Annotated in this window: 23 protein-coding genes; 16 read left to right on the top strand and 7 right to left on the bottom strand. The window is 65.8% G+C overall.

The genetic code is table 11. The features are described from left to right. Window positions 1-40 precede the first annotated feature (40 nt). The 4 genes from EDD25_RS07435 (at window position 41) to EDD25_RS07420 (ending at window position 2,459) form a co-directional block, all read left to right on the top strand. A complete protein-coding gene (locus EDD25_RS07435; RefSeq protein ID WP_134172718.1) occupies window positions 41-646 on the top strand; it encodes a helix-turn-helix domain-containing protein in 606 nt (201 codons plus the stop codon). An 88-nt stretch (window positions 647-734) separates the two neighbouring features. Further along, window positions 735-1,034, top strand: coding sequence for a hypothetical protein (locus EDD25_RS07430; protein WP_134172717.1), 300 nt, complete (start codon window positions 735-737; stop codon window positions 1,032-1,034). A 187-nt stretch (window positions 1,035-1,221) separates the two neighbouring features. Continuing rightward, entirely contained in the window at window positions 1,222-1,674 is a 453-nt protein-coding gene (locus EDD25_RS07425) for a hypothetical protein (protein WP_166671230.1), read from the top strand. Further along, window positions 1,671-2,459 (top strand): Crp/Fnr family transcriptional regulator, encoded by a 789-nt coding sequence (locus EDD25_RS07420; RefSeq protein WP_198418879.1) that lies wholly within the window; start codon window positions 1,671-1,673, stop codon window positions 2,457-2,459. Before EDD25_RS07425 ends, EDD25_RS07420 begins: the two co-directional genes overlap by 4 nt. 45 nt (window positions 2,460-2,504) lie before the next feature. Here the strand turns inward: EDD25_RS07420 and EDD25_RS07415 are convergent, their stop codons facing one another. Both EDD25_RS07415 and EDD25_RS07410 read right to left on the bottom strand, forming a co-directional pair. Continuing rightward, the gene (locus tag EDD25_RS07415) at window positions 2,505-3,182 is read right to left on the bottom strand and encodes a haloacid dehalogenase type II (RefSeq protein ID WP_166671229.1); all 678 of its coding nucleotides are present in this window, start codon (window positions 3,180-3,182) and stop codon (window positions 2,505-2,507) included. Between the two features lie 85 nt (window positions 3,183-3,267). After that, a complete protein-coding gene (locus tag EDD25_RS07410) occupies window positions 3,268-4,272 on the bottom strand; it encodes an Lrp/AsnC family transcriptional regulator (RefSeq protein WP_134172716.1) in 1,005 nt (334 codons plus the stop codon). A 71-nt stretch (window positions 4,273-4,343) separates the two neighbouring features. On the opposite strand from EDD25_RS07410, the gene EDD25_RS07405 reads away from it, so the two are divergent. The 7 genes from EDD25_RS07405 to EDD25_RS07375 all read left to right on the top strand — a co-directional run bounded on the left by EDD25_RS07405 (window position 4,344) and on the right by EDD25_RS07375 (window position 12,825). Further along, window positions 4,344-6,431 carry a M20/M25/M40 family metallo-hydrolase gene (locus EDD25_RS07405; protein WP_134172715.1) on the top strand — a complete coding sequence of 696 codons (2,088 nt, stop codon included), beginning with the start codon at window positions 4,344-4,346 and terminating at the stop codon, window positions 6,429-6,431. After that, entirely contained in the window at window positions 6,428-7,537 is a 1,110-nt protein-coding gene (gene menC / locus EDD25_RS07400) for an o-succinylbenzoate synthase (RefSeq protein ID WP_134172714.1), read from the top strand. Before EDD25_RS07405 ends, menC begins: the two co-directional genes overlap by 4 nt. Before the next feature lie 77 nt (window positions 7,538-7,614). Next, window positions 7,615-8,547 carry an ABC transporter substrate-binding protein gene (locus tag EDD25_RS07395; RefSeq protein ID WP_166671228.1) on the top strand — a complete coding sequence of 311 codons (933 nt, stop codon included), beginning with the start codon at window positions 7,615-7,617 and terminating at the stop codon, window positions 8,545-8,547. A 3-nt stretch (window positions 8,548-8,550) separates the two neighbouring features. Beyond that, complete coding sequence (locus tag EDD25_RS07390; RefSeq protein ID WP_134172712.1) at window positions 8,551-10,032, top strand: amidohydrolase; 1,482 nt, start codon at window positions 8,551-8,553, stop codon at window positions 10,030-10,032. Window positions 10,033-10,086: 54 nt separating this feature from the next. After that, entirely contained in the window at window positions 10,087-11,019 is a 933-nt protein-coding gene (locus EDD25_RS07385) for a transporter substrate-binding domain-containing protein (RefSeq protein ID WP_134172711.1), read from the top strand. Between the two features lie 4 nt (window positions 11,020-11,023). Continuing rightward, window positions 11,024-12,058, top strand: a complete 1,035-nt coding sequence (locus EDD25_RS07380; protein WP_241986489.1) for an amino acid ABC transporter permease — start codon at window positions 11,024-11,026, stop codon at window positions 12,056-12,058. Further along, window positions 12,055-12,825 carry an amino acid ABC transporter ATP-binding protein gene (locus EDD25_RS07375; RefSeq protein WP_198418880.1) on the top strand — a complete coding sequence of 257 codons (771 nt, stop codon included), beginning with the start codon at window positions 12,055-12,057 and terminating at the stop codon, window positions 12,823-12,825. Before EDD25_RS07380 ends, EDD25_RS07375 begins: the two co-directional genes overlap by 4 nt. A gap of 34 nt (window positions 12,826-12,859) precedes the next feature. Here the strand turns inward: EDD25_RS07375 and EDD25_RS07370 are convergent, their stop codons facing one another. Next, a complete protein-coding gene (locus EDD25_RS07370) occupies window positions 12,860-13,633 on the bottom strand; it encodes an MOSC domain-containing protein (protein WP_166671227.1) in 774 nt (257 codons plus the stop codon). Window positions 13,634-13,834: 201 nt separating this feature from the next. Between EDD25_RS07370 and EDD25_RS07365 the strand changes: the two genes are divergently transcribed. Then, on the top strand, window positions 13,835-15,730 hold the full coding sequence (locus EDD25_RS07365; protein WP_134172709.1) for an FAD-binding monooxygenase: 1,896 nt from the start codon (window positions 13,835-13,837) through the stop codon (window positions 15,728-15,730). Window positions 15,731-15,738: 8 nt separating this feature from the next. Here the strand turns inward: EDD25_RS07365 and EDD25_RS07360 are convergent, their stop codons facing one another. The 4 genes from EDD25_RS07360 to EDD25_RS07340 all read right to left on the bottom strand — a co-directional run bounded on the left by EDD25_RS07360 (window position 15,739) and on the right by EDD25_RS07340 (window position 19,753). Continuing rightward, window positions 15,739-16,452: an IclR family transcriptional regulator gene (locus tag EDD25_RS07360; RefSeq protein WP_134172708.1), complete on the bottom strand. Its 714-nt coding sequence runs from the start codon at window positions 16,450-16,452 to the stop codon at window positions 15,739-15,741. 264 nt (window positions 16,453-16,716) lie between these two features. Beyond that, a complete protein-coding gene (locus EDD25_RS07350; RefSeq protein WP_134172707.1) occupies window positions 16,717-17,505 on the bottom strand; it encodes an ABC transporter permease subunit in 789 nt (262 codons plus the stop codon). Further along, window positions 17,495-17,974 carry an ATP-binding cassette domain-containing protein gene (locus EDD25_RS07345; RefSeq protein WP_134172706.1) on the bottom strand — a complete coding sequence of 160 codons (480 nt, stop codon included), beginning with the start codon at window positions 17,972-17,974 and terminating at the stop codon, window positions 17,495-17,497. Before EDD25_RS07345 ends, EDD25_RS07350 begins: the two co-directional genes overlap by 11 nt. A 294-nt stretch (window positions 17,975-18,268) precedes the next feature. After that, window positions 18,269-19,753, bottom strand: coding sequence for an HNH endonuclease signature motif containing protein (locus tag EDD25_RS07340; RefSeq protein ID WP_134172705.1), 1,485 nt, complete (start codon window positions 19,751-19,753; stop codon window positions 18,269-18,271). 184 nt (window positions 19,754-19,937) lie between these two features. Here EDD25_RS07340 and EDD25_RS17490 point away from each other — a divergent pair, with 184 nt between their 5' ends. The 4 genes from EDD25_RS17490 to EDD25_RS07325 all read left to right on the top strand — a co-directional run bounded on the left by EDD25_RS17490 (window position 19,938) and on the right by EDD25_RS07325 (window position 24,668). Next, complete coding sequence (locus tag EDD25_RS17490) at window positions 19,938-20,111, top strand: hypothetical protein (protein WP_166671226.1); 174 nt, start codon at window positions 19,938-19,940, stop codon at window positions 20,109-20,111. A 156-nt stretch (window positions 20,112-20,267) separates the two neighbouring features. After that, window positions 20,268-21,035: a hypothetical protein gene (locus EDD25_RS07335; RefSeq protein ID WP_134172704.1), complete on the top strand. Its 768-nt coding sequence runs from the start codon at window positions 20,268-20,270 to the stop codon at window positions 21,033-21,035. Window positions 21,036-21,141: 106 nt separating this feature from the next. Continuing rightward, a complete protein-coding gene (locus EDD25_RS07330) occupies window positions 21,142-22,122 on the top strand; it encodes an alpha/beta hydrolase (RefSeq protein ID WP_134172703.1) in 981 nt (326 codons plus the stop codon). A 110-nt stretch (window positions 22,123-22,232) separates the two neighbouring features. Further along, entirely contained in the window at window positions 22,233-24,668 is a 2,436-nt protein-coding gene (locus EDD25_RS07325) for a penicillin-binding protein (RefSeq protein ID WP_134172702.1), read from the top strand. Window positions 24,669-24,676: the final 8 nt, after the last annotated feature.

Below are 24,676 nucleotides of genomic sequence, written 5' to 3'. Positions count from 1 at the left end.
CTATAATAGTGAATATTTCTTTATTCGACATGGGAGCGCGATGACTGACACAAAAACGGGGGTCGCTTCAGCTGCGCTGAGCGGCCTCCTGGCCACGGTCGGGACCATGGTGCACTCCCTGCGAAAAGAAAAGGGAATGACCCTGGCGCAGCTGGCCGAGACGTCCGGTCTGAGTCCGGCCATTGTGAGCCAGATCGAACGCGGCAAGGCCAACCCGTCGTTCACGACGCTGGCGCAGCTGGCCCATGGCCTCGAAATTCCGGTGGGTCGATTCTTCTTCGGTCATGACGAACCGGTGTCGCCCGTCGTGCGCGGTACCGACCGGCGCAACCTGCAGGGTGTCACCCGGGAGTCCGTGGGCGAAGCAGCCCACGAACTGCTGACCCCGGATCAGAACGGCCTCCTCGAGGCGCAGTGGATTGTGAGCCCCCCAGGGCACGACACGAGTGCAACTCCCTTCCATCATGGTGGTGAGGAGTTCGGCATCGTCATCTCCGGCAAGATCGACGTCTATCTTGACGGAGAACGCCACACCGTGGAGGCGGGCGATTCAATGACCTTCGCCTCCACGATTCCGCACTGGTACATCAACCGCTACGAAGAACCATGCGTAGCAGTCTGGGTGAGCACCCCTCCCGCTCGGTGAGGACCCTCCACTCAGGCTCTTCCCGACATTCCGGTCGGTTCCCCCGCGGCAGGGCGAGGGGGCCGTCGGGGTGCCGTAGGTTGGCGGAATGAGGAAGATTCTCAGCCTCGGTCGCCGGGGAACGTTCTGGTCGGCCGCGGTCGTGCTGGCGCTGTGCCTGTGGGCCAGCGGCGCTCCGAGCGTGCTGTACCCGGTGTACGCCGCCGACTGGGATCTCCCGGCGGTCGTGACGACATCCGTCTTCGGCGCGTACCCGCTCGCGTTGCTGCTTGTGCTGTTGTTCTTCGGGGGAGTGTCCGATGCCATCGGCCGTCCCTCGGCCTGGCCACCGCCATCGACATCGCCGCGCCGCTCGTGGGGCTGCTCTGCGTCGCGGCCTTCGCGCTAGCCATCGTGGATCTGCTCGCCCGGCGCCGGGTCGGCTTCGCGACGAGCCCCGTCACGGGCTGACCGCGCTGGCACAAGCTCAGCCAGCGATATTTGTTGTGTTGTGTAGCGCAGATTACTGACCGGCGTCAGGGCCCGGTCATAGCGTGAAGGCGTTCACACAAACACTTCACCGAAAGGTCACGCTCATGACAACTGCATCAACTCTCACACACCGAACGTTCACCGCGAGCCTGGGTCGGCGCATGGCTGCCGGAGCCATCGGCGGCATCGCCGGCGGTATCGTGTTCGGGATGCTCATGGCGACGATGGGCACGCTGCCCGTCATCGCATCCATGGTCGGCTCCACCTCGGCCGTGGTCGGGTTCGGCGTGCACATCATGATTTCGATCCTGATCGGACTGGGACTGACGGTGCTGTTCGGCAACAGCCTGCTCACCGGGTACGGTCGCGGCGCCCTCGTCGGGCTCGGCTACGGGGCCATCTGGTGGGTACTCGGCCCGCTGCTGATGATGCCGCTCCTGATGGGCATGCCGCTGTTCAACGTTGACACGATTGCTCTGATGAGTCTCATGGGTCACCTGATCTATGGCGCTATTCTGGGGCTGGTGGCGGTCCGCATCCTCGCGCACCGGGCATGACCGAGAGCTGCAGGGTCGACGTGGCGGGCACCATATCCGGAGACCTGCGACCGTGGGCCCCGCAGCAACGAGAGGCCAACCCGCTCATGGCAGCACCCGCAGAGCCGTTCAGTTGCCTGAACGAGGTTGACCTGTTCGCCGACCTGAGCCCGCAGGAGATCCAGGCCCTGGATGTCATGGCCCCGGCCCGGTTGTTCCGCCGCGGGGAACTGCTGTTCAGTCAAAGCCAACCCGCTACGGCCCTGTTCATTCTCAAGTCCGGTCGAGTGCGAGTGTTCCGGATCGCCGAAGACGGAAAAGCCCTGACGATGGCCATCCTGGAGCCGGGAGCGGTCTTCGGGGAGATGATGCTCGTGGGACAGCGGATGTACGACAACTACGCCGAGGCCATCGAGGACTCGGCCATCTGCCAGCTCAGCGTGGAGGACGTCGAACGTTTTCTGCTCTCGGACCCGCGCATCGCCATCCGCATCTCCCACCTTCTCGGCGAGCAGGTTGCTCGCCTCGAAGAACGGCTGACCAACCTGGCGCTGCGACCACTGGCCGCCCAGGTGGCGTCGACCCTGCTGAAACTCGGTGATGCGGCGGCGCCGCCGCGTTTCGGGCAGGCCCGCACGATCCGTTTGACCCACGAACAACTTGCCGGTCTGCTCGGAGCCTCGCGGGAGGCGACCAGCAAGGTGATGAGTGACCTCGCGGCCCGGAAGGCGATCCGTCAGGGCCGCGGACGCATCGTCATTCAGGACCGCGACATGTTGCACAGGCTCGCCCGCAGCACCGCCTGATCGCCGCCGCGATACCGTCGTTCGCGGCGGCGCGGCGCGGCGGGGTCAGGCGGTGGCGAGGGCCGCCGGAAGCTCGGTCAGGGCGGCCACGGTGAATTCGGGAGCCTCGAAGTATCCCGGGTAGCGTTCCCCGGTGCGGTTCACCCAGGCCGTGCGCAGTCCCGCGCGGGCGGCACCGTGGATGTCCCACGGGTGCACGGCTACCAGCAGCATGCCGGCCGGATCCGTCCCGAGCGCGGCGGCGGCATAGTCGTACGAGGCGCGGGCAGGTTTCCAGGCGGGCGCATCGTCGACCGAGAGCAACGCCTCGAACTCGTTCCGGATCCCGGCCGCGCTCAACAACGCATCCGCTATTCTGGCCGAGCCGTTGCTGAGGGTGGTCAGCCGCAACCCGGCGGCGGAGAGCGCCCGGATGCCCGCGGGGACGTCGGGGTGCACCCCGAGGCTGGTCAGGCCGGTCATCACATGGTCGACCGCCGCGTCCGCGGAGCGGTCCAGCTTGACGTCGGCCAGAAGCCGCCGCAGGGCATCGGCACCGATCACGGAGAACGAGGCGTGGTCGCCGCTGGCAGTGAGGGCGAATCCGTCGCGCAGCAGGGTGGCGAACCAGAGCGCGGCCAGGCCGACCGGTGCCCCGATGTCTCGGAAGCGCTGGGCCAGGGGGGACATGTCGGAGAGGGTTTCGTTCACGTCGAAAACGATGACGGGCGGGACGGTGGTCATGGGCTCTCCTTTTGAGAATGTGCCGGTGCCCTCAAGTCTGCCGCTGAGCGGCCGCATTGGCGACATTTCGCCGGGTGGTCCCTCGCTACAGGTCCGTCAGCACATTGCGCACGGCGCGCGCGTTCGCATCGAAGATCATGCCCATGCGTTTGTAGGACTTCAGGGTGACCTGCCTGGCCACGACGGTCAATGACTCGTTTGACGTCTCCAGCGCTTCCTCGATCCGATGGATGTCAGCCAGATCGCGCATCCAATAGATTGTCATCAGGTTCCACCGCGGGCTCACGACCGTGTGGGTGGCACGGGACCGGGGCAGCTTGGCCGCTCCGGCCGCTGCCGCGCGCAGCCGGCCCGGTTTCACCTGCGAATACAGGCACACCGAGATCGGCCAGCCCACCACCGCGTGAGCGGCTTCAGCGCGCAGCTCGATCTTGTTCGACGCGATCAACCTGCTGATCTGTCGGCTGGCCGACGGAAGACTCATGCCCAGCTCGTCGGCGATGTCGCTGGCCGATGTTCGAGCATCACGTTGCAGGATGATCGCGATCTGCTCTTCCCTGGCCGTCAGCCTGGCCAGCGCCGGCCGGTGCACCGTGATCGACTGCCGCAGGGCCGTCCGCTGCCTGAGCGACAACGATCCGGACACCCAGCCGCGAGCGGTTTGAAAGACCTCCGTCGCGATGTTGTGCTCAACGCTCACAATGCCGGGATTGCGCCACACCTCATGATTCATGAAGGCGTGCAGGGAGCTGATATCCGGCACATCGACGAGGATGCGCAGGTCGGCGTTGCCGGACACCGCCGACACCGTGAGGCAACACTTCACCTCGCAGAACAGGGCGGCGAGCTCCTCGATGAAGCCGGGGCGGCAGCGAATATCGAGATGGTCCTGCACCGCCAGCGCCGTGTAGTCACGCACGCAGAGCGTCCACGCGAGCCCGAGAAGTTTCAACCGATCCCACCGGCGTGCCACCGTTGACGCATTGCTCCCGAGAGCGTCGGCAACGGCGATCCAGCTGGCGCGCGGGTGGATGCTGAGACTGTCGACGATGGCGATGTCCAGCTCATCGGGTACGTAAGAATCCGGCATACTCGCCTCCGCATCTGAAATGATTCAGCACTTGTTCGGTGGATCAACACTACGGGCCAAAGACTGTCGTCATGTCTAAACGTGCAGCTGCGGCCGATCCCAGTCTCATCATCAGCGACGCGCTCGCCTATCTCACGGCCCATCGCGACGACATGGTGGATGACCTGGAGGCGTACGTGCGGTGGGAAACCCCCAGCGACGACAAGGGTCTGCTCGACCGTGCCTTCCCGCTCATCCTCGACTGGATCTACGCCCGCATCGGAATGCCCACCCGCGAAGAAATCTTTGAAAGCGCCGATCTTGGCAACATCGCGGTGCTCGACTTCGGCCGCGCCCCCGAGTCGGTGCTGCTCGCGCACTACGACACGGTGTGGCCCGCGGGAACAACGACGACGTGGCCGCTGCAATTCGATGACGAGCGACTGTCCGGCCCGGGCATCTTCGATATGAAAGCCGGTCTCGTACAGGCGGTCTGGGGCGTCCGGGCGCTACAACAAACCGCCGATTTCACGCCGAACACCCGGCTGATCCTCACCGGTGATGAAGAGACCGGCAGCCACGCCTCCCGCGCCATCATCGAGTCCGAAACGAGCGGGATGCCCGCCGTCTACGTCTTCGAGGGAAGCGCGGCCGGCGCCTTGAAAACGGGGAGGAAGGGCGTCGGACTCTTCACCGTGACCGCCACCGGCATCGAAGCTCATGCCGGCCTGAACCCGCTCGATGGTGCCAGTGCGGTGCACGCGATCGCAGAGGCCATCACCCGGATTGTGGGATTCGCCGACCACGCCGCGGGCACGACCGTGAACGCCGGCCTGGTCACCGGCGGGTCACGCAGCAACGTCTCGGCCGGTACCGCCGAGACATGTGTTGACGTTCGCGTGACGAGCGCCGCCGAAATGGCACGCATTGACGCCTGCTTCACCGGCCTGACCACGAGCGACCCGCACGTGACCTTCAGCGTCGATACCGACTGGAACCGGCCACCGTTCGAGCGCACCGCCGAGATCGGGGTGCTCTTCGAGAGGGCGGCCCGCGTCGGGCGGATGCTCGGGGTTGAGCTGGCTGAAGTCTCCGTGGGCGGGGCCAGCGATGCGAACTTCGTGGCCGCGCTCGGCGTACCGGTACTCGATGGTCTGGGGGCGGTCGGTGACGGCGCGCACGCCCGGCACGAACACACCAGCCGATCGGGTCTGGTCGAACGCGCCGCGCTCGCCGCGGGCCTGCTGCTCTCGGACTCCGCGCGGCCGGCTCCCGCAGCGGAGGCCGCGAACACCAGCCCTCTCCTGAACACCAGCCCTCTCCTGGAGACCGGCCATCCGCTCGCTCGCCAGGCCGGTGCCGCCGCAGCCCGGGCTGCGGCGCTCGCCGGGGTGAGCATCCGGGACGAGACCGAGATGGACCGCCTGCAACCGATCTCGGCGCTGCTCGTTTCGGTCTGGGGCCTTGAGCCCGACGAGAGTCCGATGAACGCAGAACTCCTGCGCAGCCTCGGCCATGCGGGTAGCGCCGTGACGGCCGCCTACGACCGGGCCGGAATCCTCTGTGGCGTCGCGGTGCTCGTCGTGTCGCCGGGGGCGGTGTCGGCATACTCCCTGCTCGCCGGAGTCCTCCCGGGGAACGCCGATCAGGGCGTGGGGTTTGCGCTCAAGCAGCATCAGCGGGCGTGGGCGCTGGCGCGTGACATCGAAGCCATCCGCTGGACCTTCGACCCCCTGGTCAGTCGCAACGCCCGATTCAACCTGACCAAGCTCGGCGCCCACTCGTCCGAGTACACGCGGAACTTCTATGGTGCGATGAGCGGGTCGATCAACGCCAACGATGAGAGCGACCGGTTGACGGCCCACTGGCCGCTGACGTCGGACCTGGCCATCGCGTGCAGCGAGGGACGGCCGGAAACCACGGATTTGCCCCCGTTCTCGCCCGATCAGGTGCGGGAGCTTGGCCCCGACGACCAGCCGGCGTTGGTCGAGACGGCTGGAGCGCTCTGGTGCCGGGTGCCGACTGACATCGTCGGGCTCCGCGGGCAGAGCCCGATCCTTGCCGCGGACTGGCGACGCTTTGCACGGAACGTGTTCGCCACAAATTTTTCCTCGGGACACATCGCCCGCGGGGTCACTCGAGCAGGTTGGTATCGGCTCGCAACAGGAGGACAGCAATGAAGATCGAGAATGTTGAACTACGCCGGGTGACGATGCCTCTGGTGCGCCCCTTCCGTACGTCATTCGGACAGATCGACCACCGCGAAATGACGATTGTGCGCGTAACGACCGCCAACGCCGAGGGCTGGGCAGAATGCGCCGCCGAACCCGATCCGCTCTACAGCTCCGAGTTTCTCGACGGCTGCGACCTCGTGATCCGCGATCATCTGCTTCCCCGGCTTCGGGCTGTCGGAGACGGACTGACCGCCGAACATGTCGCGACGACGCTGGCGCCGGTGAAGGGGCATCCGATGTCCAAAGCCGTGCTGGAGACCGCCATCCTCGACGCGCAGCTCAAGGAACGTGGCGTGTCCTTCGGCCAGCACCTGGGTGCGGTCAATCAGACGGTGCCGTCCGGTGTCTCCGTCGGAATCATGGAGTCGATTGATGGTCTGCTCGACGTCGTCGGCGAGTACCTCGCCGAGGGATACCTGCGGATCAAGCTGAAGATCGAACCGGGATGGGACATCGAGCCGGTTCGTGCCGTGCGCGAACGTTTCGGCGACGACATCCTGCTGCAGGTTGACGCCAACACCGCCTATTCGCTGGCCGATGCCCGGCACCTTGCCCGGCTCGACCCCTTCAACCTGCTGCTGATCGAGCAGCCGCTGCCGGAGGACGACATCCTCGGCCACGCCAGCCTGGCCAAGCTGATGACGACACCGATCTGCCTCGACGAGTCGATCGAATCCGCCCGTGACGCCGCCGCCGCCATCGTTCTCGGTGCCTGCAGCATCATCAACGTGAAGCCGGCTCGGGTCGGCGGTTTTCTGGAAGCCAGGCGCATCCACGATGTTGCAGCCGCGCATGGGGTGCCCGTGTGGTGTGGAGGGATGCTCGAAACGGGGATTGGGCGTGCGGCGAATGTTGCGCTCGCCGGGTTGCCCAACTTCACCCTCCCCGGTGACACGTCGGCTTCCAGCCGCTACTACGCCCAGGACCTGACCGCGCCGTTCGTGTTGCAGGACGGGTGCCTTCCGGTGCCGACCGGGCCGGGGATCGGCGTCGACGTTCTGCCGGATGCCCTGGCCAACGTCACGACATCACGAACCGACATCGCTTTCTAGGGCCACGGCCCTACGCACGCTAGACCGCACAGCCGGGCAACGACGCCCGGCTCCGCACAGCAATGAGGAGAGCAGCAATGAACACACCACAGCGCAGTCGGCCATCGTGGCAGATAGCGGTATCACTCGGGTTTGCGGCAACTCTCGCTTTGAGTGCCTGCTCCGCAGCCCCCGCGCCGGCCGCTCCCGTTGAGGAGGCGCCTGTCGGCGAGGTCGATGCGGCCGCCGCAGCGGCGCTTCCGGAGAAATACGTGAAGGCCGGTGTCATCCGCGTGGCTTCCGACTATCCCTACCCGCCCATGGAGATGCTCGATGAGGATCAGAACCTCACCGGACTGGACTTCGACCTCGCACAGGCCCTCGGCGTCAAGCTGGGTGTGCCCCTGACGTTGGAGAAGCAGGCATTCGCCACCAACATCCCGGCCCTGCAATCCGGACAGAGCGACATCATCATGTCCGGCATGAACGACACCGCCAAGCGGCAGGAAACGCTCGACTTCGTCGACTACTTCCACGCCGGATTCTCGATCATGGTGCTGGCCGGCAACCCCGAGAAGATCACGACCGTGCTCGATCTGTGCGGCAAGGACGTCGCCGTGTCGAAGGCGACGATCCAGGCCGAGATCCTGCGCGGCTACGACGACCAGTGCACGCAGGCCGGGCCGGGCCCGATCAAGATCGCCGAACTGCCCAGCGAGACCGACGTGCAGACCGCCGTGCGCTCCGGCAAAGCCATTGCCGACGTCGTCGACTCCGCCGTGGCCGCCTACTCCGCACAGACCGCCGGCGACGGCGAGATGTTCGAGGTGGTGCGCGACCCCGCCAACCCCAACGGATACAACCCGGTCTTCACCGGGATCGGCGTGCTCAAGAAGGACTCCGAGTTGACCAGTGCGCTCGTGCTGGCGCTCGACTCGATCATTGCCGATGGCAGCTACCAGGAGATTCTTGAGAAGTACGACCTGGGTGACTACGCCATCGACAAAGCCGGCCTGAACCTCGGGTCGTAAGGCATGACGCTCGTTCTGCGCAACGGCAGGCTTCCGGGCAGCGAGGTCAGCTGGGACGTCGAGATCGGCGACACCGACACCAATGAGCCCGTGCTGCGGCGCATTTCGCGAAGCACCGGCGCCCTGTCGTCGGCCGAATCCGTCGATCTCGACGGACGCTGGCTGGTCCCGGGTCTCTGGGACAACCATGTGCACTTCAGTCAGTGGGCGCAGAATTCCAGCCGACTCGACCTCTCCACATGCGGCAGCGCCGCGGAGACGGCCGCGCTGGTGGCCGGGCACGCCGCACACGTCGCACCGTCGGACACCATCGTCGGCAGCGGCTTTCGCGACGGACTCTGGCCGGATGCCCCGAGCCGCGCGGTGCTGGACGCCGCATCACCGACCGTTCCGGTGATACTGGTCAGCGGCGATCTGCACTGCTGCTGGCTGAACTCCGCCGCGCTGGCCCTTCACGGGTTCGCCGACCACCCGACAGGACTCCTGCGGGAGGACGAGTGCTTCACCGTGGTGTCGGCCATCGGCACGGTTGCTGACGAAAGCATGGATGCCTGGGCGGAGGGCGCGGCGGTGAACGCCGCCGCGCGGGGTGTCGTGGGAATCGTGGATCTGGAGATGGCCTGGAACCTCGACACGTGGCGCCGCCGCATCAACGGGGGCAGCACGTCGCTGCGGGTGGAGTTCGGCATCTACGCCGCGCATCTGCAACGCGCGATTGAGCTGGGGCTTAGAACGGGCGCCGTCATCGACGGCACGGACGGCCTCCTCACGGTCGGGCCATTCAAGGTTCTGACCGATGGATCGCTCAACACCCGCACGGCTCTCTGCGTCAACGAATACCCCGGCTTGGAAGACACCTGCGGCTCCCGGGGGTTATCGACCGTGCCGCCACGGGAACTGCAGTCCTGGATGCAGATGGCGGCGCAGGCCGGAATCCGTCCTGCCGTGCACGCCATCGGCGACCGGGCCAACAGCTACGCGCTTGACGCCTTCGAGGCCGTCGGCTGTACCGGGAGCATCGAGCATGCGCAGTTGCTGATGCGTGCCGATATCGAACGCTTCGCAACACTCGGTGTTGTGGCCAGCGTGCAACCCGAACATGCCATGGACGACCGGGATGTGGCCGACCGGTTCTGGGCTGGCGAGACAGACCGGGCGTTTCCCCTCGCCAGCCTGCTCGAAGCCGGTGTGGAGCTGGCATTCGGTTCGGACGCCCCGGTGGCGCCGCTCGATCCGTGGGCGGCAATGGCATCCGCCGTGGGACGCACCAGGGATGGGCGCGAGCCGTGGCATCCCGAACAGTCGGTTTCCCGGGCGGCGGCGCTCGCGGCCTCTGCCCGCGGGCGTTCCGGCATCGCCGTCGGTGATGTTGCCGACCTGGCGATCTGCGAGAGCGACCCGTTCACGGCATCCGTCGACGAACTGAGGCGGATGCCCGTCGCCGCGACCCTGCTTGCCGGGCGTTTCACACACAACCGCCTCTGAACCTCTTTTCACTCCGTTGAAGTCACGCAACACACACACGTTTGGAGAACAACAATGAGAACCACCCACAGCAACCGGTCGTCATGGAAGATCGCCGTGTCCCTGGGTTTCGCCAGCATGCTGGCCCTGTCAGCGTGCGCGGCCACTCCCGACCCCACTGCCGTACCGGCTGGTTCCGGATCGGCCGGCGATGTGGATGCGGCGGCCGCGGCAGCGCTTCCCGCGAAATACGCTGACGCCGGTGTGATCAATGCCGCGACGGGCATCTACCCGCCGATGGAGATGTTTGACGACAACCAGAAACTGACGGGCTTTGACGTTGACCTCGCCAACGCCCTCGGCGCGAAACTCGGCGTGCAGGTGGACATGCGCCAGCAGCAGTTCGACAGCATCATTCCGTCGCTGCAGTCCGGAAAGCACGACATCATCATCGCCGGGCTGAACGACACCCAGGCCAGGCAGGAGACCCTCGACTTCGTCGACTACTTCCATGCCGGTTTCTCCATCCTGGTGATGAAGGGGAACCCCGAGAACATCACCGGCGTGCTTGACCTCTGCGGCAAGGACGTCGCGGTACAGAAGGCCACCGTTCAGGCGCAGATTCTGCACAGCTATGACGACCAGTGCGCGTCACTCGGCGACGGCCCGATTGGCGTGGTGGAGCTCCCGCTCGAGACCGACGTGCAAACGGCCGTTCGAAGCGGCAAGGCTGTGGCCGATGTCGTCGACTCGGCCGTCGCAGCGTATGCCGCACAGACGGCCGGTGGCGGCACGATGTTTGACATGGTCAGAGACCCGGAGAACCCGGCAGGGTACAACCCGGTCTACACCGGGATCGGTGTTCTGAAGGCAGACGCCGAACTGTCCGAGGCCCTCCTGCTCGCCCTGAAGTCGGTCATCGCGGACGGCAGCTACCAGGAGATTCTCGAGAAGTACGACCTGGGCGACTATGCGGTCGACGCTGCCGGACTCAACCTCGGAAAGTGACCTGATGATGAACAACGGAGTAATTGCGCCCAAGCGCCCGTCGGATGTGACTGCGGCCGACGTTGATCCTGACGACATCGTTGCCGTGCCGCTTCGCCATCCGTGGCGCTGGGCTGCTGCGGTGGTGCTCGGCGGCGCGTTCGTGGCCCTCGCGACGTCGTTGTGGGAGAACGAGAACATTGACCATTCGACCATCAGCGAGTACCTCTTCAACAACCGCATCCTCGATGGCGTGGTGCTCACCCTGGTGCTCACCGTCGTCTCGATGATCGTGTCGACAATCCTGGCCGTGATCCTCGCGGTCATGCGACTGTCGACGAACCCGGTCATGAACTCCCTCGCGTGGCTGTACGTCTGGATCTTCCGCGGCACTCCGCTGCTGATCCAGATCGTCTTCTGGGGGTACCTCGGTCTGCTGTACTCCCAGATCACCCTGGGCGTGCCGTTCACCGATCTCAACCTCTTCTCCATCGACACCAACACCCTGATTCCGGCGTTCACGGCCGGGCTGCTGGCGTTGACGTTGAACCAGGCGGCGTACTCGGCAGAGATTGTGCGCGCCGGGATGCTCTCCGTGGACGAGGGGCAGCATGAGGCGGCGTACTCGGTGGGCATGAGCCCGGCGTTGACCCTGTTCAAGGTGATTCTGCCGCAGGCCATGCGTGTCATCATCCCGCCCATGGGCAACGAGACAATTTCGATGCTGAAGAACACGTCGCTCCTGTCGGTGATCGCCGTGCTCGAGCTGTACACGGTGGCCACTCAGATCTCGTCGCAGAACCTCCGCCAGGTGGAACTGCTCGTGGTCGTCAGCTGCTGGTACCTGTTCCTCACGTCGGTGCTCTCGATTCCCCAGTACTACCTGGAACGTCATTACGGGCGTGGCAATGCACGACAGCGGCCTCGGACGCCGCTGGAACGAGTGTGGAGCGCACTGCGCCCGGCACGAACGACGACCGGGACGCAAGCCACGGCCGTGACAGGAAGGTCGGCCGCGACACAAGCGGCGACAACGACAGATAAGGCGGATGAACGATGACCAGGACTGAACCGCTGCTCTCCGCTGTGAAGGTTCGCAAGCACTATGGGGCAGTCCAGGTGCTGAAGGGAATTTCCCTGACCGTCGACGCCGGCCAGGTGATGTGTCTTCTCGGCCCTTCCGGCTCGGGTAAGTCGACGTTCCTGCGCTGCATCAACCATCTGGAACGGGTCGATGGCGGGCGAATCTCGGTGGCCGGAGAACTGGTCGGCTACGCCGAACGGCGCAACCGGATCTACGAGATGAACCCCCGGGAAGTGGCCAGGCAGCGCCGCGACATCGGCATGGTGTTCCAGCGGTTCAACCTGTTCCCGCACATGACGGCGCTCGAAAACATCACGGCGGCACCCACGGGGGTGCGGCGACTGCCCAAGCAGACCGCGAACGCCAGGGGCCTGGAGCTGCTTGATCGGGTGGGTCTGGCCGACCACGCCGCCTCCTACCCGGCGCAGCTGTCCGGTGGGCAGCAGCAGAGAGTGGCCATTGCCAGGGCCCTGGCAATGGATCCGAAACTGTTGCTGTTCGATGAGCCCACCAGTGCGCTGGACCCGGAACTTGTGGGGGACGTGCTCGATGTCATGCGTCAGCTCGCTGCCGATGGGATGACGATGATCGTGGTGACGCACGAGATCGGGTTCGCCCGCGGGGCGGCCGACGAAGTGGTGTTCATGGACGGGGGAGTCGTCGTGGAATCCGGTCCGCCGTCCAGCGTGCTCGACAACCCGCAGAATGAGCGCACCAAGGCATTCCTCGACAGTGTGATGTGATCGCGGCCCAGCCTGGCCACCGCGAGGGCGGTGGTCAGGTTCGCGGGATGGGCGCGGGCAGCAGCGTGGCCCGGTCGCCCCGGTGAACGATCCCCGGGTGTACGACCTCGGCGTAGACGGCGAAGTTGATATCACCGGACTGCAGTCGATAGCCGGCCAGTGTCTTCAGCAGGTTCGTTCCGCGAGCGCCGGTGTCGGGGTCGAGGTCGATGACCGCGCAGCGGGCAACGCCGCCCTGCACGAGCAGCCGAGCGCTCCCCAGCTCGAGTTCGCGGCCGGCCCAGGCATCCTCAACGTGCGCAGCGCACTCGCCGGTGTCAATCGTGAAGGTGGGCCGGAACCGGCGCTCATCGACATCGATTCCGGATTCGCGGGTCAGGTGACGCAGTGAACTGGTTGTGGCGATTGTGACGGCAGCGCCGTAGACCACCTCACCCGCGGCGGCGCTCCGCGCGAGAACCACTTTTCGTCCCAGGAACCGGGAGAATTCCCGGGCCCAGGGTCCCTCCACCACCTCCAGTGACGCGGTTCGGCCCCAATAGTCGATTGCGACATGGTGCCCGCTCGGTTCGGGCGCCGCCGTGATCCACCGCCCGTCGATCTGCAACGACAGCGTCCCGTCGTCCCAATGCGCTTGGCAGGTCACCAGGGACGGATGCTCAACGGTTTTCACGACCTGTCCGGCATCAAGATCGATGAACGCAAAGACGCGGTCATCGGCCGGGCCATCCGCTTGGAGCAGAACGTGCTCCCGTGAGCGATGGCGGCCGCCCTTGAGCGGCGATACTCCAATGGCTTCTACGTGCATGGTGCGGGTCATCCATTCGGCCGGATGGTGCTCAACGGGACGGTATTTCACACGCTACGCGAAGCCGGGTACGGGGCGAAGTGCTTGTTCTCTCGAGAGGGCCGCCGTATGATACAAAAAGCGATATTAGAATCACCAGTTCGATTATAGAACTCCCACTGATGATACCGTTCGATTCACCACAGAGAAGTGAGGAATGCCGTGCAATTCCACCACCACGGATACGTGTCCACAGACCCGCGCATACAAGACCCTGCGGGCGTGGGAATAGACCGCCCCGCCCAGCTCCCCGAGAACGTTGACGTGCTCATCGTCGGATCGGGTCCCGCAGGCATGATCGCCGCGGCCCAGCTGTCGCAGTATCCCGGCATCACGACGCGCATCGTCGAGCGTCGCGGGGAGCGCCTCGCCATCGGCCAAGCCGACGGCATCCAGGCCCGCAGCGTGGAGACCTTCCAGGCCTTCGGGTTTGCCGAGCGCATCATCGCCGAGGCGTACCGCATCACCGAGATGGCGTTCTGGAAGCCCGATCCCCGTGACCCGTCGCGCATTGTCCGTACGGCTCGCGCCGTTGATGACCCCACCGGCATCAGCGAGTTCCCGCACCTGATCGTCAACCAGGCGCGCGTTCTGGACTACTTCGCCGAGGTGATGGAGAACGCACCGACCCGCATGACGCCCGACTACGGCTTCGAGTTTCAGAGCCTCGAGGTCGCGGACGACGGTGACTACCCCGTCGCGGTGACACTCCGGCACGGCGTCGACGGCCCCGAGCGCATCGTGAACGCCAAATACGTGCTCGGCGCCGACGGCGCACGCAGTGCCGTGCGCGATTCCATCGGATGCACCATGGCCGGCGACCAGGCGTTCCATGCGTGGGGTGTCATGGACGTTCTTGCGGTCACCGACTTTCCGGACATCCGCACGAAGTGCGCGATCCAGTCGGGCGCTGGCGGCAACATTCTGCTCATTCCCCGCGAGGGCGGATACCTGTTCCGCATGTATGTCGACCTGGGCGAGGTGCGCCCGGACGACAAGGGCGCCGTGCGCAAGACCACGATTGCGGAGATCATCAAGAAGGCGAACGAGATCCTTCACCCCTATGTACTGGACGTGAAGAACGTCGCGTGGCACAGCGTGTACGAGGTCGCCCACCGCCTCACCGACAGGTTCGACAACCTGCTGCCGCACGAGGTTGGCACCAGAACTCCGCGGGTCTTCATCGCCGGTGACGCCTGCCACACGCACAGTGCCAAGGCCGGTCAGGGCATGAACGTGTCGATGCAGGACGGCTTCAACCTCGCGTGGAAGCTCGGTGCCGTGCTCTCCGGTCGCAGCCCGGAGAGCCTGCTGGGCACGTACTCGGCAGAGCGTCAGGTGATCGCCAAGAACCTCATTGACTTCGACAAGCAGTGGTCGACGCTGATGGCCACCAGGCAGGAAGACCTCGCGGACCCGTCGGAGCTCGAGGATTTCTACGTGAGAACGGCCGAGTTCCCGGCCGGCTTCATGACGCAATACCCGCCGTCGATGTTGATCGGCGAGGCCACCCACCAGGCGCTCGCCGACGGGTTCCCCATCGGCAAGCGTTTCAAATCTGCCCAGGTGGTGCGTGTCGCCGACGCCAATCCGGTGCAGCTCGGCCATCACCACCGTGCCGACGGGCGCTGGCGCCTGTATGCCTTTGCGGATGCTGCCACCCCGGGTGCGGCCTCGGCGCTCACCGAGTGGGCGGCCTGGTTGCAGTCGTCACCTGATTCCCCGCTGTTGGCGCACACTCCCGAAGGCGCCGACATCGACAGCGTCTTCGATATCAAGGTCATCTACCAGCAGGCACACCGAGACGTCGACGTGACGAGGGTTCCCGCGGTGTTCCTGCCGCGAACGGGCCCCTTTGAGCTGATCGACTATGAAAAGCTCTACGCCGCCGACCCCGAGCAGGACATTTTCGACCTGCGCGACATTGACCGATCGGGCGCCGTTGTGGTGGTTCGTCCCGACCAGTATGTGGCGCACGTCTTGCCGCTGGCGGCAACCGCGGAGCTGGCCGCCTTCTTTCGGCCGATTCTGCTCGGTGCCCGGGTGACCGCCGTGTGACGTGTGGTTCAGGCTCCGTAGGCGCGCGCCACGGCCTGAGCTCCGAGGCGAAGGCGCTCGGCGATCTCGGTTTCCGGGCGTGGCAGTGAGATATGGATCACCGCAAGCGACGCGGGCGGCTGTCCGGGCAGAGCCAGCGGCACCGCCACCGAGAGCAGTGATGGCACGACTTCGTCATGGCTGGAGGCGTACCCGCGGGTTCGGCTGAGCACGATTTCGGCGCGCAGTTCGGCGCTCAGGTCGGTGGGCCAGGCGCTCTCGGGCAGCCCCAGCAGAATTGCCTTGCCGGGGCCGCCGCGGGTGATCGGATGCCGGTGGCCGGGCCGGTACGACACCACGGCGACCGTCTGGCGCGGTGCAGCGCTCGCCAGGGTCACGGCTTCGCCGCCGTCTGCGAGCACGGCGATCAAACACGTCATCCCGAGCTCGTTGGCGATGTCGTTGAGCACTGGCAGTGCGGCCTGCTGCAGGTTGCGTGCCACCCCGGAGGTGAGCGCGACGAGTCCGACTCCGAGGGTGAAATTTCCGCCATCGTCGCGTATGACGAGGTCGTGCTCCTCGAGCGTACGCAGCAGTCGATACGCCACCGAACGGTGTACCTCCAACGCGCCGGCGAGCTCGGCGATTGACAGATTGCGGTCGGCGGCAGCCAGAATTTCGAGCAAGCGGATGCCGCGGTCGAGCGTCTGAGAACCGGCTTGGCTGCCAGCTTGTGTAGTCATCTGGGACTCGGCCTTCCTATCACCGCGCGAGGGAGCATCACACTATGTGATCCTCGTGTTCGATATTAGGACAGAACGCCGCGCCCGGCCTCGGCGGCGCACCGGGGGAGGGCGGGGAGGCTCGGCTGAGTCCGTTCCACCGCACGATTCCCTCGATAGCGACGGCTGACCGGCTTGCCGACTCGATCACGTTCCTGCTGAGCGACGACGGGGTCAACAGCAGAGGTGCCGCAAGCCGACGATCGTCGCGCTCGCGTCTTCAGGTCAGGGAATGTCCATGCGGTCGACCAGCAGGACGCTGGCGACGAGGAGCAACGCCGCGACAGCACCGAGCACCACCCAGGCGATGACCGTTGGGCCATCGGTGAGCTGGTTGCTGCCGACCGCCCAGTAGAACAGGGACATCCAGCGGATGGAGTGCACCGCGTCCACGATCGGGGCCAGGGAGCTGATGAGGAAGGAGGCAGCCGCGATAGCGGAAGCGAGCCCCATGGCAAGGCCGCGGCTTCCGCTCAGCACGCCGATGAGAAGAGCCGCCAGGCCGAAGTCGACGCACATCAGCCAGACGGCGAAGGTAGTGCCCACCACGGCCCCAATCGGAAGCGAGAGGTCATAGAACCTCCCGATGAGGATGCACGCCAGGGTCACGAGCGTGAGCGGAAGGGCGAGCAGGGCCAGGGCCAGTGCCTTCTGCTGAACGATACTGCGCCTACTGATCGGCAAGGTGGCGATCAGCCCCAGTGACCCGGCCTCTGATTGACCGGCTAGCGAGGACGCCCCGTACCCGATGGTCACCAGCAGAATCATCAGCGGTAAGAAGTTGGTGTACAGGTTGCCGTTGATCCATCCGACCGGTGAGGTCAGCGAGCCGCTGACGCCCAGAAGCGCAGCGACAGTGGGGTTGTCTGCCGTGAGCGATCCCAGCGACTGGTCCGACTTCACGAGCGGGTACATGGCCACGATCAGATAGGCATATGCCGCCAGGCCAACGGCGAACCAGATCATGGAGCGTCGACGCAGTCGAAGGTCGATGCGAGCGATGTCACTTCTCATGGGTTGGCTCCTGGCTCGCGGTGTCGGTATCGGCATCGGCTTTGGCTTCGGTGGCACCGTAGTAGTCGAGAAAAAGTTCGTCGAGGTTGGCCGGTCTGGCCACGATGTCCAGGGGCTCCAACGGCGTCACTACGTGCAGCAGTGGCGCGACGGGCCCGCGCAGGGTGAGTGCCAGTCGGCCTGGACTCTGGTGGTTGACCGTCACGCCCGCGAGACGGGTGATCGGGGTCACGTCGACGCCGGGATCGAAGGTCAGCTCGACGGTGCGGGGAGCGCGCTCGCGCAGACCATCGACCGTGTCGGTCACGACGATGCGGCCCTCCTTGATGATGGCCAGCCGGTTCACCGTGCGTTGCACCTCATCGAGATCGTGAGAGGAGAGAAAGACGGTTCGTCCATCTGCGGCTGTCTCCTCCAACAGCGAGATGAACTCGTGCTGAAGAAGGGGGTCGAGTCCGGAGGTCGACATCCACGATCCCCCGGTGGGAACCGAACGATTTGGTCAAACCCGCAATCTCGATCGCCGTCAACGACAAGTTGTCTCCCTTACGGTCAGACAGTGAGCGCTCAGGCCGCGCACCGATTGATAGCCGTCCCGAGCCGTCCCGAGCCATCCCTGGGAACTTCACGAGCGTGCGATCCGCAGTTTAGTCCGCGATCAGATCAGCCTTGGTGCCTCGGCATCCTCTGGTTGCCCGCCAGATAACGGATGCCGCCACCCTTCGACCACACGGAATGCCCGATCGCCTCGCCTCAGTCGTGCCTACTGTCTGGATCTGCTCCACGGCGGATCGGCACTCGGGGTGTTCGCGCGGTGGGCGGCGGCGGGCCGCCAGGTTCGGGTGGGGTCGAAGAGCACCGGGCCGCGCAGGTGGGGCCTCCCGTTGATCATCTGGATGTCCCACCCGGCGGTGTCGATGGTGTGGTGGTGGAACCAGCACAGCAGCACACCGTTTTCCACGTCGGTCAGTCCGTGGGATTGCCACGGAATCACGTGGTGCACCTCGCACCAGGCGGCGGCGATTTTGCAGCCGGGGATGACGCAGCCGCCGTCGCGGGCGGCGATCGCGCGGCGCTGGGCGGGGCTGAAGAATCGTTCCTTCGCTCCCAGGTGCAGTACGTGGCCGTCGTCGCCGATGATGACCTGCTGGTAGCCGCCCGCGCACAGCCGCTGGTTTACGCTGCGGAGGCTGATCGGGGCGTCCACGCCGTCGATCCAGCCGACGCCGCGACCGTTCTTCAGGTCGCGGGCGTTCACGTGCACCATCACGACGGGCGCCGCGCCGCCCATGGTCGGGGTTTTCGGGTCACGCGCGGTCTTATCGAACACCGCCCGCAGAATGTCGGCGCACTTCTCCCCGCCGGTACGGTCATCGACGGCTTCTTCGGCGCCGGGGATGAGTTCCCCGGCCTCCAGGCGCGCCTGGTCCTCCGCCGACGGAAACGCCGGTGCCGCGTGGGCACTGAGGAACGTGTTGAACACCCCGTTCATCACGCCGCGAAGGTCGGGCGTCACGCCGCCGCGCAGCGGATACAGCCCATCCCGCAGGAGCCCGAACCCGAACGTGCTCTTCGCGGCCGTCTTGTCGTCGCTCGGCGCCGCCCCATCAGGGTCGAGCATCGCCGCCCATTCGTGGGCCTGCGCCCGAATGAGGTCGGCACTGAACGCGATCCCCGCGCCCGGGAGTCCTTCGGTCTCGGGGGTGATCGCCCCCGTCGCCGACGCCACCAGGGCGCGTTCGGCCCGGTCGAGGTCGTCCGGGGCGACCCGGGTCGAAATCTGTTCCAGTGCGGTGACGATCACGTCGGCGGCGTCGATGCCGAGTTCCCCGGCGGCCAGACTGTCGGCGACGGCGGGGTGCCGCACCGGCATGACTTGCCCGACCAGTCCGCTGGTCGCGGACGAGACCCCGGTGATGGTGCCGCCGAGGCGCATCCGCCGTTTCGCCTCGCTGCTGGAGATACGCGTCACCCCGGTGATCAGTTCGAACTTGCCGCGGCATCCGTTCTTCCACGCGAGCGAGTCATGACCGAGCCCGGAATCGGCGCGAAAAGCCACGTTGGCGGCGGAGCTGATCCGGCCACCATCCACCCGACGCCCCACGGCCTCCAGCGCCGCCATGACGCCGAGTGCATCGTCATCATCGAGGAGGCTGAACTGCACTCCGGCGAGGGCGGCCGTGACGAGTTCGCCGGCCTGCAGTAGCAGGGCGACCATCTCAGCTCCGGACTTCACCGTCGTGAACATACCCCCATTTTAGCGCGAATCGAACGTAAACGCGAGAGTTGCTCACCTATTTCTTTATAGACCTTAGTAAGTAATTCTGCCAGCCGAAGTCCGCAAACGAGCCCGCCAGCGCCCTCACGGGCGGCGCTGACGCCGGTTCTCGTCGCCAACGCAGCCCGCCTACCGGCCATTCCTCGGCCCGGAGATGGGCACCCAGCGCACCCAGCGCACCCAGCGCACCCTGCGCACCCAGCGCCGCACTCCGAACGCGCCCTCGGCATCCGCCCCCCGGTTGCTACTTCAGGAGATCCGCGGTCGACAGCACCCGACCGCCGCGCAGTCTCGCGGGCGAGTGGATGTTCCCGGCCGGATCTCCTGAAGTAGCAACGCCGCCGCGCGCAACGCCGCCGCGCGCAACGCCGCCGCGCGCAACGCCGCCGCGCCCCGACGCCGCAACGACGCGCGCAGAACCGCCAGCCCGACCACCGCCCCGCTTTCGATAAACTTGCTCTATGTCCCAAGAAGTGAACGAGTGATGACCGACGAAACCCTGCGCCTGCCGACCATCCAGTTTCGTGCCGTGCTCGACCTGGGGGAGAGGCTCGCCTCGGCGATCCCGCTGCCCGAAGCCCTCGCCCACCCCGACCTCTTCGCAGATTGGGAAGGCGACGACGGCGAGAGCGACGGCGATGCCCTCAACCTGTCCGTCGATTTCGAAGAGGGCCAGCTACACATTGTGCTCGACGAATCCGGGCCCGCATTTCACTACCACGGCACCCACGACCCGTTCGAGAGCCCGTGGCCCAGCGACCAGGCCGAGGTGCTGCTCAAGTGGGCGCTCACCCTGGCCCAGGAGGTCTACTCACTGGGCGACTTGCTCGACACGATCGCGGATGCCGCCGACTGGTTCGAGCAGGGGTTCACCCTCTACGTGCCCGAAACTGAACCGACCCAGCTCGAGCTCATCGAGGTGGGCATCACCGGCGAGCTGCTCACCCTCCCATGGCTGGGTTCCGGAAGCGTCGACCACGAACACATCGACGGGGACAACCACCCCATCGCCCTCGTCTGGTCTGCGGATCCCGACCGTTCCGGCGAGCAGATCGCCCGTGCCTGGCTTGACCCGGCCACCGGCGAACCGCGCACCGAGGCGGTCCCCGACGTGGACTGGGCCGCCGTGGCCATGAGCGAGGACGAGGTGCTGCAGTGGCTGCTCGGAATCTACGTGAATCACCACGTTGCGCCCACCCCGGAGGCGCAGATCATGCGCGCGGCCCTCGAACGCATGGGTGGCATCAGCTAGCAGGCACCCATGGCGTTCACGAACGCCCGCAGATCATCTCGATCAACGTCGGCAGCGGGAGGTCGAGCGGCCGGCCGCGAAGAATGAACCCGGCTACTTTAGAACCATGGATCTCACACTCACCCGCGGCGACAAGGCCTTCTTCTGGGTCACTCGCGTGGTGTCGGCGCTGGGCGTGATTGTCACCGCATGGGCAGCGGTGGCCACCGGGTCGATGCTCGTGCACGGGCATCCGGCGTACCTGGTGCTTCTCGTTCTGGCGTTCGTGGTCAGCGCCGTTTTCGCGGTGCGTTCCTGGCCGATGCGCCGGGTCACGCCCCGCAAGCGCAAGGTTGCCAGGAGCGCTCTCGCCGTCATGTCGCTCGGCGTGATCGCACTGGTCTGGTGGCTCGTGCCCTCGTCTGCGCAGCAGCCAGCGCTGTCTGCGATGAACTCCGACCAGGCTGTGACTGTCACCGAGACCGTCGACCGGATCGTCATGACACCGACGCGTGCCGAAAGCACCGAAAGCACCGAAAGCACCGAAAGCACCGTCGGGGTGTTCTTTCAGCCGGGAGCGCTCGTCGACGCCCGGGCGTACGCCGCTGTGCTGCGGCCGATCGCCGAAGCCGGCCACCTCGTGGTCATTCCCAAGCAGCCCCTCGGCATCGCCTTTTTGTCGACGCAGGTGTTCGCGTCCCTTCGTGACGAGGACACGACCGTGACCCGCTGGGTGGTCGGCGGGCATTCGCTCGGCGGCACGGTCGCTGCGATGAATGCGGAGGCGTTCGCCGAGGCGCCGACCGAACCGGCCGTCGGCCTCTTGCTCTACGCCTCCTACCCGGCCACCGACTTGGGCGGGCTGCAGGCACAGGTCACGTCAATCTCGGGTTCGAACGACGGCTTGGCAACTGTCGCCAAGATCGATGCGTCAAAGGCTGTTTTACCGTCAGGCTCCACCTATCTGGTGATCAACGGGGGAGTCCACTCGTACTTCGGCGACTACGGAGCCCAGGCGGGCGATGGCGAGCCGACCATCACTCACGATGCCGCGCGCCACACGGTGTCACAAGCGAGCGTGGCGTTCGTGAACTCTGTCGAAGAGTAGGCGATTGGGCGGCCTCCGCGAGAGCGCTCAGGGGTCGTCCAGTCTGCCCCGCGTACGGTGAAGGGTGAATACCGCTTTCATGAGTGACCCAGAAGGAACACATTCTCCATATGCGTGACAAATCGACAGGCCGCAAACGCGGGAGGAAGTCGATTGCGCTTCTGGGTTTCATTGCCATGAGCGCCGCGGTTGGGGTGCTGGCCGCGATCGGCGTGACGCCGGTCCTCGCTCTCAGCGGCCTGTCCGCCGGCACGGCGATCACCGCCTTCGATAGCCTTCCCGGCAGCCTCGAGATCGGTCGGCTCTCTCAGAGGAGCAATATCTACGCGAAACAGGCCGACGGTTCCCCGGTGTTGTTGGCGTCGTTCTACGACCAGAACCGGGTCGAGGTCGCCTCGCACCAGATCAGTCAGTTCGTGAAAGACGCCGCCGTGGCCGGCGAGGATCCGCGCTTCTATGAGCACAACGGCGTCGACATTCAGGGCACCATCCGTGCCGTTCTGAAAACCGCCACAGGGAGTGCGACCCAGGGCGGGTCATCCATTACCCAGCAGTACGTCAAGAACGTACTCGTGCAGAAGTGCGAGCTGATCGCCAACAAGTCCGACAGTGAGGCGTGCTACGTCGCCGCGACCGAGACGACCGCGGGTCGCAAGTTGGAGGAGATGCGCCTCGCCATCGGCGTGGAGAAGAAGTACGAGAAGAGCGACATCCTTCGCCAGTACCTCAACATCATCGGTTTCGGCGGGGCGGTCTATGGCATCGAGGCCGCGGCGCGGCACTACTTCGATACCTCGGCGGCTGACCTCACGCTTCCGCAGGCCGCGAGCCTCGTGGCCATTGTGAACAACCCGGTCAAGTTCCAGCTCGACAAGCCCAACAGTGAGAGCAACGGTGCGGCCGGCGGGTATGCCGCCAACAAGAGCCGTCGTGACTACATCCTCGGCGAGATGCTCGTGCACGACAAGATCGGTATCGCCCAGTACGACGACGCCGTCGCTACGGTGATCACCCCCACCATTACCCAGCCGAGTACCGGATGCCAGGCCGCGGGTGCCAACGCGTTCTTCTGTGACTACGTGGTCAAGGAACTGCAGAACGATCCCGCCTTCGGAGAGGATGCCGACAGCCGCCTGGTCAACTTCGGCCGCGGGGGATACGACGTCTACACGACCCTCGACCTCGACCTGCAGAATGCCGCCGTCACGACGATGGCCGAGAATGTGCCGCAGTCGTATCCCGGCGGGGACGTCGGTGGCGTCATCAGCAGCGTGCAGGTCGGCACAGGCCGAGTGCTCGCCATGGCCCAGAACAAGACGTACAGCCAGAATCCGGATGTGGCGTCGCGCGGGGCATCCGCTACCGCCATCAACTACAACACCGACTTCGCGCACGGTGGATCAAGCGGGTTTCAGCCGGGGTCCACGTACAAGGTCTTCACTCTGGCCGAATGGCTCTCCGCCGGCCATGCCCTGAGGGAGCGCGTCGACTCCAGCCGCACGAGCAATTGGGGCACCTTTCAGGACAGCTGCCGCGGCCCGCAGCGATACCCCGGATGGAACCCGCGCAACGATTCGTCCGGCGAGAACAACCCGCACTACAGCGCCCTGGAGTCCACGATCAGCTCGATCAACACCGGGTTCATCGGCATGGCCAAAGAACTCGACCTCTGCGCTATTCGTAAGACCGCAGAAAAGTTCGACGTTCACCGTGCCGACGGTGATCCGCTGCGGCAAAGCGCGGCGACCGTGATCGGCACCAACGAGATCGCGCCGCTCACCATGGCGGCTGCCTTTGCCGGCATCGCCAACAGCGGTACCACCTGCAGCCCCGTCGCCATCGACACGGTCACCGGCCCGAATGGTGACGAGATTCCCCTCTCTCACTCCGACTGCTCCGAGTCGGTGACCCCGAAGGTGGCCGCCGGCATGACCTATGCGATGCACCGCGTAATGACGAGTGGAACCGCCCGGCAGTCCTATGCGGCAACATCACCACGAGTTCCGATGATCGCGAAAACCGGCACCACCGACGGCAGCCAGGACACCTGGATGAGCGGGGCGAGCAGCAACGTCGCCACGGTCGTCGGCGTCGTGAGCGTGACCGGGGAGATCAACCAGCGTCGGGTGAGCTTCGACAGTGGGTCGGCCGCCACCGCGCGGCACCGCATGTGGCCCGACGTCATGAGCGTCGCCAACGCCAAATATGGCGGAGATGCCTTCGCCACGCCTAACCGTTCCATGATCTACGGGGCGAAAGCGACCGTTCCCGACCTGGTTGGCCTGTCGCTCGCGGATGCCGAGACGGCACTGGGCAGCGCCGGGTTCACCCTGTCCGACGGGGGAACGACGGCGTCAGACGCACCCCAGGGAACGGTCGTCTCCTTCTCACCCGGCCGCGCATATCCGGGGAGCACGATTACCGTGCGCACCAGTGAAGGCCCGATCCCCACCGAGAAGCCCCACGCGCCCAAGCCCACCAAGACGCCCAAGCCCACCAGCACGCCCAGCCCCACCGCCTCACCTCTGCCGCTCCCGCCCCTGTGAGTTACGAC

The organism is Cryobacterium psychrophilum (assembly GCF_004365915.1).
In the GTDB taxonomy this organism is placed as follows: Bacteria; Actinomycetota; Actinomycetes; order Actinomycetales; family Microbacteriaceae; genus Cryobacterium; species Cryobacterium psychrophilum.
The sequence above is the reverse complement of the archived record's forward strand: the minus strand, read 5'-3'. Positions and strand labels throughout refer to the sequence as shown.